Source organism: Streptomyces sp. TRM68367 (assembly GCF_014495685.1).
In the GTDB taxonomy this organism is placed as follows: Bacteria; Actinomycetota; Actinomycetes; order Streptomycetales; family Streptomycetaceae; genus Streptomyces.
The window spans coordinates 1-13,525 of sequence record NZ_JACTVI010000077.1 but is presented as its reverse complement, the minus strand read 5'-3'; the positions used below and the strand labels follow the sequence as shown (position 1 = coordinate 13,525).

Here is a 13,525-nt window from a genome sequence, read left to right as displayed (position 1 = left end):
CAATGATCCCTCACGGGTGAGTCACGATCCGGACACCCGGTTTCCGTACCCGCCGCGCGAGGCGACCACTGTGGCGTGCCGTATTCCCTACCCCTCAGACTCCCCACGGATCACCGCGAGCACGCCATCCACCTCATCAGGCTTCACAAGAACGTCACGAGCTTTGGAACCCTCGCTCGGTCCGACGATGTTCCGGGACTCCATGAGGTCCATCAGCCGCCCGGCCTTGGCGAAGCCGACCCGCAGCTTGCGCTGGAGCATGGACGTCGACCCGAACTGCGTGGAGACGACAAGTTCGGCCGCCTGGCACAGCAGGTCGAGGTCGTCGCCGATGTCCTCGTCGATCTCCTTCTTCTGCTTGGTGCCCACGACGACGTCGTCCCGGAAGACGGGCGCCATCTGGTCCTTGCAGTGCTGGACGACGACCGCGACCTCCTCCTCGGTCACGAACGCGCCCTGCATACGGGTGGGCTTGTTGGCGCCCATCGGCAGGAACAGCCCGTCGCCCTTGCCGATCAGCTTCTCGGCGCCGGGCTGGTCGAGGATGACCCGGGAGTCGGCGAGCGAGGACGTGGCGAAGGCGAGCCGCGAGGGCACGTTCGCCTTGATCAGGCCGGTGACCACGTCGACCGACGGCCGCTGCGTGGCGAGCACCAGGTGGATGCCGGCCGCGCGCGCGAGCTGCGTGATCCGCACGATCGCGTCCTCGACGTCCCGCGGCGCCACCATCATCAGGTCGGCGAGTTCGTCGACGATCACCAGCAGGTACGGGTACGGCTGGAGCTCGCGCTCGCTGCCCTCGGGCGGCTTGACCTTGCCCTCGCGCACGGCGCGATTGAAGTCGTCGATGTGCCGGTAGCCGTACGCCGCCAGGTCGTCGTACCTGAGGTCCATCTCCCGTACGACCCACTGGAGCGCCTCGGCGGCCCGCTTGGGGTTGGTGATGATCGGGGTGATCAGGTGCGGGATGCCCTCGTAGGCGGTCAGCTCGACCCGCTTGGGGTCGACCAGGATCATCCGGACGTCCTCGGGGGTCGCGCGCATCATGACCGAGGTGATCAGGCAGTTGATGCAGGACGACTTGCCGGATCCGGTGGCGCCGGCGACCAGCATGTGCGGCATCTTCGCCAGCGAGTGCATGACGTAGCCGCCCTCGACGTCCTTGCCGAAGGCGACCAGCATCGGGTCGTCGTCCTCGGCGGACTCCGCGAGCCGCAGGACGTCGCCGAGGTTGACCATCTCGCGGTCGGTGTTCGGGATCTCGATGCCGACCGCCGACTTGCCGGGGATCGGGCTGATGATCCGCACGTCCGGGCTGGCCACGGCGTACGCGATGTTCTTGGTCAGCGCGGTGATCCGCTCGACCTTCACGGCGGGGCCCAGCTCGACCTCGTAGCGGGTGACCGTCGGCCCGCGGGTGAAGCCGGTGACGGTGGCGTCGACCTTGAACTCTGAGAAGACGGTGGTGAGCGAGGCGACTATGGCGTCGTTGGCGGCGCTGCGCGCCTTGCCGGGGCCGCCGCGCGTGAGCAGGTCAAGCGACGGCAGGGAGTAGGTGATGTCGCCGGAGAGCTGGAGCTGCTCCGCGCGCGAGGGCAGGTCGCGGGTCTCGGCGGGCGGCTTCTTGGTGAGGTCGGGGACGTCCCCGTCGAGCTTCTCCTGCTTGGGGCGCGCCGCCGGGACCGGTGTCGGGGTCGGCGTGGTCTCGGCACGGTCGCCCACGCTGACGCCCTGGGTGAGGTCGGCGACGATCGGCGAGGGCGGCATGCCGTGCAGGACGGCACCGTCGAGCGCCGCCGCGGCCGCCGCCGCGACGTCCACGGCGTCCGGCTGCCGCTCCATGTCGGGCTGCGGCACCGCGGACCGCCGGGGCCGCCCACGGCGCCGCGAGAGGGCGTCCTCCTCCGCGCTGTCGGGGTCGTACGACCGGGAGGCGCTTTGACGCTTACGGGGGCGCGCGGGCAGCGCCTCGCGCCACTGCTCGTCGTAGCGCTGATCGTCGTCGGTGAGCTCGTCCTCCTCGGGCTCACGGACGATCCCGAGCTTCACGCCGAGCTGCCGCAGCCGCTGCGGGATGGCGTTGACCGGGGTGGCCGTGACCACGAGCAGCCCGAAGACCGTCAGCAGCACGAGCAGGGGTACGGCGAGGACCTCGGTCATCGTCGCCGTCAGCGGGGTCGCCGCCGCCCAGCCGATGAGGCCGCCGGCGTCCCTTATGGCCTGCATGCCGTCGCTGCGGGCGGGCGAGCCGCAGGCGATGTGGACCTGGCCGAGCACGCCGATGACGAGCGCGGACAGGCCGATGACAATACGGCCGTTGGCCTCGGGCTTCTCGGGGTGCCGGATGAAGCGCACGGCGATGACCGCGAGCAGGATCGGCACGAGCAGGTCGAGCCGCCCGAAGGCACCGGTCACCAGGATCTCGACCAGGTCGCCGACGGGGCCGCGCAGGTCGGCCCAGGTGCCGGCGGCGACGATCAGCGCGATACCGAGCAGCAGCAGCGCGACGCCGTCCTTGCGGTGGGCGGGGTCGAGGTTCTTCGCGCCCCGTCCTATGCCGCGGAACACGGCGCCGACGGCGTGCGCGACGCCGAGCCAGAGGGCGCGCGCGAGCCGGAAGATGCCCCCGGTGGGATTCGGCGCCGGTTGGGGCGCGGGCTTCTTCGCCGCGGCCTTCTTCTTCGCCGGCGCCTTCTTGGCAGGGGCCTTCTTGGCAGCGGCCTTCTTCGCCGGAGCCTTCGCTGAAGCGGCCGCCTTCTTCGCGGGCGGCTTCTTGGCTGCGGAAGGACGTGAGGCCATAGGTGTGAGGTTACCGGTGAAGACGACAGGGGACACGTGTGCTTACCGCTTCACCCGTTCGTGTCGCCCTTGCGGAGGCGCCGAACTGACAAGCCCTCACGCGACGACGAACCAGCGGGGCGTGGCAGTGGGCCTCGCCAATGCCCCGTCGCATCCGGTCCGTCAGTTCTGCGAGGGCACCGACGCTGAACTGTCGGCTCCCGGCTCCAGCGCGTCCAGCGCCCGCCGCAACCCGGTGAGCTTGCGCTCCAGATGGGCCGCCGTGGCGACCGCCGCCGCGTCCGTCGACTCGTCGTTGAGCTGCTTGGACAGCGCCTCGGCCTGCTCCTCGACCGCCGCGAGCCGCGCCGACAACTCCGCGAGCAGACCGGCGGACTCCTCGGCCTCACCGTCTGCGTTCCTGCCGCCCCCCTCCAACTGGAGCCGCAGCAGGGACGCCTGCTCCCGCAGCTGGCAGTTCTTCATGTACAGCTCGACGAAGACCGAGACCTTCGCGCGCAGCACCCACGGGTCGAACGGCTTGGAAATGTAGTCAACCGCTCCCGCCGCATACCCCCGGAAGGTGTGGTGCGGCCCGTGGTTGATCGCGGTGAGGAAGATGATCGGGATGTCCCTCGTGCGCTCCCGCCGCTTGATGTGGGCGGCGGTCTCGAAACCGTCCATGCCCGGCATCTGGACGTCCAGCAGAATGACCGCGAAATCGTCCGTGAGCAGTGCTTTGAGCGCTTCCTCCCCGGACGATGCCCGCACCAGTGTCTGATCGAGCGCAGAGAGGATCGCCTCCAGCGCCAGCAGATTCTCCGGCCGGTCATCGACCAGGAGGATCTTGGCCTTCTGCACCATGGCCCGCCCTCCTCGCCCCGGCAGTGCACCGGGCTCCGCCCCAGGGGGCGACTCCCTTACGCCGCCCGCCCTCGTGCCGGTCATGGTAGCCGCACCCCGCCTGTCGCCACACCCTGTCACCGCGATGTCACTGTGCACGTAGCAGAAACGCAGCAGGGGACCAGAAGGTTCCCCGATCCCCGTGCTTCTACACGGCGTCGCGCACACTCTGTCAGCAACTCCGTGGGAACCACGATCGTTCCCACCACATCCACGCGATGTCCGAACGTTACGGTCACTCCTCCCGCATCCACTGCTGCATCACCGCCAGCAGGTGATCGGGGTCGACCGGTTTCGTCACGTAGTCCGAGGCGCCCGACTGGATCGCCTTCTCCCGGTCGCCCTTCATCGCCTTCGCGGTCAGCGCGATGATCGGCAGCCCGGCGAACTGCGGCATCCTGCGGATCGCCGTGGTCGTTGCATACCCGTCCATCTCGGGCATCATGATGTCCATCAGGACGACCGCCACGTCGTCGTGCTGCTCCAGGACCTCGATGCCCTCGCGGCCGTTCTCGGCATACAGCACGGACAGGCCGTGCTGCTCCAGGACGCTGGTGAGCGCGAAGACGTTGCGGATGTCGTCGTCGACGATCAGCACCTTCTCGCCGCCGAAGCGCAGCCCACGCAGCGACCGCGGCGCCGCCTCCTGCTCGGCGGCCGGCCACTGCTCCTGCTGCGCAGGGCGTGGCTCGATCTCCGGCAGGCTCCGGCGGCGGCGCCGGAAGAGGGCCGCGGGGCCGTTCTGCGTCTCCTGGTACGACTTCACCTCGGCCGGCGTCTCGACCTCCGCCTCGGACAGCTCGGACAGGTGGGCCAGGTCCGAGGCGGACGACACCAGGTCGCCGACGTTCAGGGCGGCCATGGGCTGCTGGTAGCCCTGCGGCGGCAACTCGGTGGGGTGCATCGGCAGATACAGCGTGAACGTCGAGCCGCGGCCCGGCTCGCTCTGCGCGTGGATCTCCCCGCCCAGCAGCTGGGCGATCTCCCGCGAGATGGACAGCCCCAGGCCCGTGCCGCCGTACTTGCGGCTGGTCGTGCCGTCGGCCTGCTTGAACGCCTCGAAGATCACCCGCATCTTGCTGGCCGCGATGCCGATGCCGGTGTCGGTCACCGAGAACGCGATCAGATCCGCGTCCGGGTCGGTCATCGAACCGGTCTCCAGCAACTGCTCCCGGATGCCCTGCGGGACATCGTCCCGCGAGGGCCGGATGACCAGCTCGACCGAGCCGGAGTCGGTGAACTTCACCGCGTTGGACAGCAGGTTGCGCAGCACCTGCAGCAGCCGCTGCTCGTCGGTGTGCAGGGTGGCGGGCAGATCCGGCGAGACCCGTACGGACAGGTCCAGGCCCTTCTCCGCGGTCAGCGGCCGGAAGGTGGCCTCCACGTAGTCGACGAGCTGGACGAGCGCGATACGCGTCGGGGAGACGTCCATCTTGCCCGCCTCGACCTTCGACAGGTCGAGGATGTCGTTGATCAGCTGCAGCAGGTCGGAGCCGGCGCCGTGGATGGTCTCGGCGAACTCGACCTGCTTCGGGGAGAGGTTGCCCTCGGCGTTGTCGGCGAGCAGCTTGGCCAGGATCAGCAGCGAGTTGAGCGGCGTCCGCAGCTCGTGCGACATGTTGGCGAGGAACTCGCTCTTGTAGCGCATGGAGACCGCGAGTTGCTCCGCGCGCTCCTCCAGGACCTGCCGCGCCTCCTCGATCTCGGTGTTCTTCACCTCGATGTCGCGGTTCTGCTGGGCCAGCAGCTCGGCCTTCTCCTCCAGTTCGGCGTTGGAGGCCTGCAGGGCCTTCTGCCGCTGCTCCAACTCGGCCGAGCGCTCACGCAGCTGCTCGGTCAGCTCCTGCGACTGCTTCAGCAGCTGCTCCGTCTTGGTGTTGACCGAGATGGTGTTGACGCTGGTCGCGATCATCTCGGCGATCTGGTTGAGGAAGTCCTTCTGGATCTGCGTGAACGGCGTGAAGGACGCCAGCTCGATGACGCCGAGCACCGTGCCCTCGAACAGCACCGGCAGCACGATCACCTGCGCCGGCGGCGCCTCCCCGAGCCCGGAGGAGATCTTCAGATAGCCGCTGGGCGCGTTCTCCACGAGGATCGTGCGCCTCTCCTGGGCCGCCGTCCCGATCAGCCCCTCACCCGGACCGAACGACGTCGGCATGGAGCCCATCGAGTAGCCGTACGAGCCGAGCATCCGCAGCTCGTACGCGTCGCCGCCCGCGCCGCCGTGGTCGTCGAGGTTCGGCATGGCGAGGAAGAACGCGCCGTGCTGCGCGGAGACCACCGGGGTCAGCTCGCTCATGATCAGCGAGGCCACGTCCTCCAGGTCGCGGCGGCCCTGCATCAGCGCGGAGATCCGGGCGAGGTTGCCCTTGAGCCAGTCCTGCTCCTGGTTGGCGATCGTGGTGTCGCGCAGGTTGGCGATCATCTTGTTGATGTAGTCCTGGAGTTCCTGGATCTCGCCGGACGCGTCCACGTCGATCTTCAGGTTCAGGTCGCCGCGGGTCACCGCGGTCGCCACGCGGGCAATGGCCCGCACCTGCCGGGTGAGGTTCCCGGCCATCTCGTTCACGGACTCGGTCAGGTCCCGCCAGGTGCCGTCCACGTCACGCACTCGCGCCTGGCCGCCCAGTTGGCCCTCCGTGCCCACCTCACGGGCCACGCGGGTGACCTCCTCGGCGAAGGACGACAGCTGGTCGACCATCGTGTTGATGGTCGTCTTCAGCTCCAGGATTTCCCCGCGCGCGTCGATGTCGATCTTCTTGGTCAGGTCGCCCTTGGCGATGGCGGTGGTAACCATGGCGATGTTGCGCACCTGACCGGTCAGGTTGGACGCCATCTGGTTCACCGACTCGGTGAGGTCCTTCCAGGTGCCGGCCACACCGGGCACGTGCGCCTGACCGCCGAGGATGCCGTCCGTGCCCACCTCGCGGGCCACCTTGGTGACCTGGTCGGCGAACGAACTCAGCGTCTTCACCATGGTGTTGAAGGTGTCCGCGAGCTGCGCGACCTCACCGCGCGCCTCGATAGTCACCGTGCGCGTCAGGTCGCCGTTGGCGACCGCGGCGGCAACCTGGGAGATGTTCCGCACCTGAACGGTCAGGTTCTTGGCCATCAGGTTGACGTTGTCGCTCAGGTCCTTCCAGATGCCCACGACGCCGGGCACGTGCGCCTGGCCGCCCAGGATGCCCTCGGTGCCCACCTCGCGCGCGACGCGGGTCACCTGCTCGGCGAAGGACGACAGTTGGTCGACCATCGTGTTGACGGTGGTGACCAGTTCGAGGATCTCGCCCTTGGCGTCGACGGTGATCTTCTTCGACAGGTCGCCCTTGGCCACCGCGGTCGTGACCTCCGCGATGTTGCGCACCTGGCTGGTCAGGTTGTTGGCCATGAAGTTCACGGACTGCGTGAGGTCCTTCCAGGTGCCGGCGACCCCCTGCACCTCGGCCTGGCCCCCGAGCTGGCCCTCCGTGCCCACCTCGCGGGCCACGCGGGTGACCTCCTCGGCGAACGACGACAGCTGGTCCACCATCGTGTTCAGGGTGTTCTTCAGCTCCAGGATCTCCCCGCGCGCGTCCACGGTGATCTTCTGGGACAGGTCACCGCGGGCCACGGCGGTGGCAACCTGCGCGATGTTGCGGACCTGCGCGGTGAGGTTGCCGGCCATGCCGTTCACCGAGTCGGTCAGGTCGCGCCACACGCCGGCCACGCCGGGCACCTGCGCCTGACCGCCGAGGCGGCCCTCCGTGCCCACCTCGCGGGCGACCCGGGTCACCTGGTCGGCGAAGCTCGACAGCTGATCCACCATCGTGTTGATGGTGTTCTTCAGCTCCAGGATCTCCCCGCGCGCGTCGACGTCGATCTTCTGGGAGAGGTCCCCGCGGGCCACCGCCGTCGTGACCTGCGCAATATTGCGCACCTGCGACGTCAGGTTCCCCGCCATCGAGTTGACGGAGTCGGTGAGTTCCTTCCACGTCCCGGATACGCCGTCCACCCGGGCCTGGCCGCCGAGGCGGCCCTCCGTACCCACCTCGCTGGCCACCCGCGTCACCTGGTCGGCGAAGGACGACAGCTGGTCCACCATCGTGTTCACGGTGTTCTTCAGCTGGAGCATCTCGCCGGAGACGTCCACGGTGACCTTCTGCGACAGATCACCGTTGGCCACCGCCGTCGTCACCTGGGCGATGTTCCTCACCTGCCCGGTGAGGTTACGGAACGCGGTGTTGACGGAGTCCGTCAGGTCCTTCCACGTACCCGCCGCGCCCATCACCTGCGCCTGACCGCCGAGCTCACCCTCGACACCGACCTCCCGGGCCACCCGGGTGACCTCGGAACCGAACGCGGAGAGCTGGTCCACCATCCCGTTGACGGTGTTCTTCAGCTCCAGCATCTCGCCGGCCACGTCCACGGTGACCTTCTGCGAAAGATCACCGCTGGCAACGGACGTCGTCACCTGGGCGATGTCCCGTACCTGGATCGTCAGGTTCCGGAAGACGGTGTTGACGGAGTCGGTCAGGTCCTTCCACGTGCCCGCCGCGCCCGGCACGTTCGCCTGGCCGCCGAGCCGTCCCTCCGCGCCGACCTGGTTGGCCACGCGCGTGACCTCGTCCGCGAAGATCCGCAGCGTCTCGGTCATCTGGTTGATCGTGTCGGCCAGCTGCGCGACCTCGCCACGTGCCGCCACGGTCACCTTCCGCGACAGGTCACCGCTGGCGACTGCCGTCGTCACCTCGGCGATCCCGCGCACCTGGACGGTGAGGTTGCCGGCCATGGTGTTGACGGAGTCGGTGAGCTCCTTCCACACCCCGTCCACGCCGGACACCTGGGCCTGGCCGCCGAGGATGCCCTCGGTGCCCACCTCGCGCGCGACCCGGGTCACCTCGGAGGAGAACGCGGAGAGCTGGTCGACCATCGTGTTGACGGTGTTCTTCAGCTCCAGCATCTCGCCGGCGACATGCACGGTGACCTTCCGCGACAGATCACCCTTGGCGACCGCCGTCGTCACCAGCGCAATGTCCCTCACCTGGGCGGTCAGCCGGTACGCCATCGTGTTCACGGACTCCGTCAGGTCCTTCCACGAACCCGACATACCGCGCACCCGGGCCTGCCCGCCCAGCTTGCCCTCGGTGCCGACCTCACTGGCCACGCGGGTGACCTCGTCCGTGAAGGTCGACAGCTGGTCGACGAGATTGTTGACGGTCCGCGCGACCTTCAGGAACTCGCCGCGCAGCGGATGCCCGGGCCCCTCCGGCGTCTGCGTTCGCAACTCCATGCGGGGCGACAGATCGCCCTCCGCCACCGCCGACAGCACCCGGCTGACCTCGGAGACAGGCCGCACCAGATCGTCCACCAGCGCGTTCGAGTGATCGATCGCGGTCGACCAGGATCCCTCACAGGCCCCGGTCTCCAGCCGCTCGGTGAGCTTTCCCTCACGCCCCACCATGCGCCGTACCCGCGCCAACTCGCCGGTCAGATGCATATTGCGGTCGGCCACCTCGTTGAAGACCGCCGCGATCTCCGACATCACGCCGTCACCGGACACCGTGAGCCGCTTCCGGAAGTTCCCGTCACGCATGGCCACGAGAGCCACCATCAGCCTGTTCAGGGCAGCGGTGTCCACCACGGTCGTGCCGTTGCTCGCACGGCGCTGGTTACTCGGGGACTGTCCGCCCTTCGCGCGCGTTTTCGTGCCCCGCGTCGCTGCGCCAGACTCCACTGTGTCCCTCCCGCAGGGGTCGACCGTTACTGCTGTGCTCGGGTATTACCGCTCGGCATACCGGTTACTACTGTTCACTGCCGCATACACTTGCCCGACCTACCAGGCTGCTTCAAGGGCTGCTGCCCGCGATATGCAGATGACACCCGGCCTGCCCGGACCTTCACAAGAAGCTTGCCCAGTGTTTCACCCTGCCCGAACCAGGCCATAACAGTTCGGCAGCTTCGCACATCGTCCGCACACCCTCCGGACGGAAACACTGCAGACCGGCATCAGCATGGACCGCGAAGGTAAGTAACCTTGCATCCGGCTGTCCAGCCACGCCGGTCCGTCCGGCCTGGGCGGTGGCACGAGCACGAGCGGGCATCGGAGGGGCGGCCGCACACATGACCACCGGACTGATCCCGGGGGGACAGCCCCCGGACCGGCCGACGGGCGCGCAGATGCTGCATCAGCGGCGCGGGCCGGTCGGCCACGGAGCCCTGCACGTCGACAACCGGACGAGGAGTTCTGTGATCACCGCGCGCGCGGCCGCCAGCTTCGAGCCCGTCGGGCGATCGGTCGCGAGCGCCCGCTCCTTCGTCCGTGACACCCTCCAGGGCTGGGGCTTCGCCGACATCATCGACGACGCCGTGGTCCTCACCAGCGAGCTCGTCACCAATGCCGTGGTGCACGCGGGCACCTCCGCCGACCTGCTGTGCCTGCGCACCGACGACGGCGTACGGATCGAGGTGGCCGACCGGTATCCCGAGCGGGAGGTCCCGCTCCAGGGCTCCCCCGCCACCATGGGCAGCCCCGACCGCGAGGGCGGCCGCGGACTCCAGCTGTGCGCGGCCCTGGCCACCCGCTGGGGCGTCGAGTACACGCCCACCCACAAGAACGTCTGGTTCCAACTCGACCTGCCGGAACGCCCGGTCGGCACCCGCACCGCGGGCCCGTCCCTGCCCGCCGACCTCCTCCCGCTCGCCGACGGCCGGGTCCGCGTCGCCGTCGTCCAGATCGACCGCTCCGGCTCCATCACGGCCTGGAACGAGGACGCCGAGGAGCTCTTCGGCTACCAGGCCGAACAGGTCATCGGCAAACCCCTCACCGACCTGGCGGCCTGGCCGCACACCCCCGGCACGAGCACCGGCATCGCGGAGGCACTCCAACTCTCCCGCTGGGAGGGCAGCTACGGCATAAGGGGCGCCAACGGCCGCGTCACACCCGTGTACGCCTCCCACCTCCGCGTCCGCGACACCGGCGGCGAGCCCTCCACGGTCTGCCTCCTCGTCCGGAACCACGAACGCGCGGTCCTGCAGACGCCGTTGCGCGGACCCGCCTCCGACACGGCCACCTCCTCCGAGGGCCAGAGCACCGACCCCTTCGAGGTGTTCATCGGCTCCCCCGCCCCGGACGACCTCGACGGCCTCCTCCAGCGCACGGTGGAACGCGCCCGCGACATGCTCGACGGCGACTCCGCCTTCCTGCTCCTCGCCACCGACGACGAGACGGAGCTGGAGGTGCGCGCCTCGACCGGCCTGCCCTCCGCCCGCCAGCGCTTCGCCCGCGTCCCCGTCGAGGCCGGCCCCGGCCGCTACGGCTCCGCCCGCATGCCCGCCGTCCACGACGACCTGACGGCCGTACCGGGCGCCGTACCCCTGCTGAACGGCACGGGCATGCGCTCGGTCGTCACCGTCCCGCTGAAGGTCGAGGGCCGTCTCACTGGCGCCCTCGGCGTCGCCGCAGAGGCCCCCGGCCGGTACTCCAACGAGGAGGCACTGCGCCTCCAGTTCGCCGCCGACCGCATCGCGCTCGCCGTGGAATCCGCTCGTCTGGGCGAACTTGAGCGGCTGCGCCGAGGCTCCCTCAGCTTCCTCGTCGAGGCCTCCGACCTCCTGGCCGGCACCCTCGACCGCGACCAGACCCTGGCCCTCATGGCCCAGATGACGGTCCCGAGCCTGGCCACCTGGTGCGCGGTCTACACGATCGCCGACCAGGCCTCCGAGCCGTATCTCTCGTACGTCCTGCACGAGGACGAGGAACTCATCGACGGTATCAAGTCGTTGCTGTCGAAAATCTCCCCGCCGGACCCGGTACCCACGCCCGGCGCCCGCGTCTGGACGGCGCCCGGCGAGGTGGCCCACCAGGCGGCGCTGCGCAGCTCCATGCGCAGCCTCGGCCTGACGGGCGGCCCCATCCACCAGATGTCGGCGGGAATCGGCCCCACCCTCGCCACGGCGTCCGCCGTGGGCGGCGAGACGGTCGTCCTGCCCCTGGTCGCCCGCAACCGCGTCATCGGCATGCTCACGCTGGGCAAGCCGACCGACGAACACTTCCGCCAGGAGATCCTGGAACTGGCCGAGGACCTCTCCCGCCGCGCCGCCCTGGCCCTGCACAACGCCCGCCTCTACTCCGAGCGCATGGCCATCAGCCAGTCCCTGCAGCGCAGCCTCCTGCCGCCCGAACTTCCCGAGATCGGCAGCGTGGAGGTCGAGGTCATCTACCGCGCGGCCGGCGAGGGCAACGAGGTCGGCGGCGACTTCTACGACCTCTTCCCCATCCACGACGGCGCCTACGGCTTCGCCATCGGCGACGTCTGCGGTACGGGCCCGAACGCGGCGGCCGTCACGGGCCTGGCCCGGCACGCACTGAGACTCCTGGCCCGCGAGGGCCTGAGCGGCCCGGCCGTCCTGGAGCGCCTGAACTCCGCGATCCTCGACGAGGGCGCCCGCAGCCGCTTCCTGACGCTCCTGTACGGCGAGATGCGCCCGCAGGAGGACGGCAGCGCGGAACTGAAGGTGGTCTGCGCGGGCCACCCGCTCCCGCTGCGCCTGCGCCAGGACGGCACGGTCGAACCGGCCGCCGAACCCCAGCCGCTGCTGGGCGTCATGGAGGACCTGGAGCTGTACGAGCAGACGGTCACCCTCGACCCGGGCGACGTCCTGCTGTGCGTCACGGACGGCGTCACCGAGCGCCGCGAGGGCACCCGCATGCTGGGCGACGACGGCCTCGCCGAAGTCCTCACCACCTGCACCGGCCTCACGGCGGGCGCGGTCGCGGCCCGCATCATGCGCGCCGTGGAACGCTTCGCGTCGGACGCCCCGTCGGACGATATGGCGATCCTGGCGATGCGTGTCCCCGGCCTCCACAAGGACTGACGAGCACGCAGACACGAGAAAGGCCCCCACCCTTATCGGGCGGAGGCCTTTTCTTCCGGAGCCCCCAAACGGAATCGAACCGTTGACCTTCTCCTTACCATGGAGACGCTCTGCCGACTGAGCTATAGGGGCCTGCGGCTTTTCGAGGTTTTCCCTCGCGGCAACGCAATAGATCATACCCCGAACGGACCGGTGCTCCCAACCACGGCCTCCCGGCCACGAACCGCTCTTCAGAAGGCGGGCTGGAGCAGCCCTCCGAGCGCGTTGCACGCACTCACGATCCGGTGCATGTCGCGCTTCGTCAACGAGGCGTCCACCGGCAGCGCGAGCGTCTCGTCCGCGGCCCGCTCGGTGTGCGGCAGGGACACCACGCACCGCCGGAATTCCGGCAGCCGGTGCACGGGCGTCTTCACCGGCACCCGGCAGTCGATTCCCCTGGCCCGCACGGCCCGGGCGAACGCGTCCCGGTCGGGCCGCCCGTTCCCCGGCACCCGCACGACGTACTGCTGGTAGGTGTGCCCGTCCCCGCCGTCCGGCGTCTGCACACCCCGCAACTTCGCATCGAGATACGCCGCCCGCTGCCGCCGCTGAGCGATCTCGTCGTACGGCGCCTCGGACTCCCCCTGCTCCAGCACGAGCAGCCCGTGCCGCTGCCCGACCGCATGCAGCAGCGCTATGTCCGCCGGCCGCCCGAAGCGGTGTACGACAACGGCAGCCGCCGTTCGCGGGGTTACGGCCATCTCGGCCGCCTCGGGGTCGAGGCAGTAGCTGACCGGATCTATGTCGGCGAACACCGGCAACGCACCGGCCAGGGCGACGGCCTCGGCCACTTCGACGTTCCCGAACGCTGGCACGATGACCTCGTCACCGACTCCGACGCCAGCGGCCCTGAGCATTGCAGCAGTACCCATACAGCAGATGATGGTTGCGCAACGTGAACTTCAAGTAACGCAAATCAAAAGAGGGTTGGACCCGGAACCGAAGTTCCGGG

General features: G+C 69.4%; 5 protein-coding genes and 1 tRNA gene. 1 reads left to right on the top strand and 5 read right to left on the bottom strand.

Translation table 11 applies throughout. The annotated features are described in order from the left end of the window. Nucleotides 1-87 precede the first annotated feature (87 nt). From H8R17_RS33610 to H8R17_RS33600, 3 genes are all read right to left on the bottom strand, one after another. Nucleotides 88-2,799 carry a DNA translocase FtsK gene (locus H8R17_RS33610; RefSeq protein WP_187827000.1) on the bottom strand — a complete coding sequence of 904 codons (2,712 nt, stop codon included), beginning with the start codon at nt 2,797-2,799 and terminating at the stop codon, nt 88-90. A 162-nt stretch (nt 2,800-2,961) separates the two neighbouring features. Next, complete coding sequence (locus H8R17_RS33605; RefSeq protein WP_187826999.1) at nt 2,962-3,642, bottom strand: two-component system response regulator; 681 nt, start codon at nt 3,640-3,642, stop codon at nt 2,962-2,964. A 274-nt stretch (nt 3,643-3,916) separates the two neighbouring features. Next, the gene (locus H8R17_RS33600; protein WP_187826998.1) at nt 3,917-9,394 is read right to left on the bottom strand and encodes a HAMP domain-containing protein; all 5,478 of its coding nucleotides are present in this window, start codon (nt 9,392-9,394) and stop codon (nt 3,917-3,919) included. A 386-nt stretch (nt 9,395-9,780) separates the two neighbouring features. On the opposite strand from H8R17_RS33600, the gene H8R17_RS33595 reads away from it, so the two are divergent. Beyond that, nucleotides 9,781-12,534 (top strand): SpoIIE family protein phosphatase, encoded by a 2,754-nt coding sequence (locus H8R17_RS33595; protein ID WP_187826997.1) that lies wholly within the window; start codon nt 9,781-9,783, stop codon nt 12,532-12,534. A gap of 59 nt (nt 12,535-12,593) precedes the next feature. Here the strand turns inward: H8R17_RS33595 and H8R17_RS33590 are convergent. Beyond that, nucleotides 12,594-12,666: transfer RNA gene (locus H8R17_RS33590), tRNA-Thr, on the bottom strand. A gap of 98 nt (nt 12,667-12,764) precedes the next feature. Then, a complete protein-coding gene (locus H8R17_RS33585) occupies nt 12,765-13,430 on the bottom strand; it encodes a DegT/DnrJ/EryC1/StrS family aminotransferase (protein ID WP_262505694.1) in 666 nt (221 codons plus the stop codon). Nucleotides 13,431-13,525 lie beyond the last annotated feature (95 nt).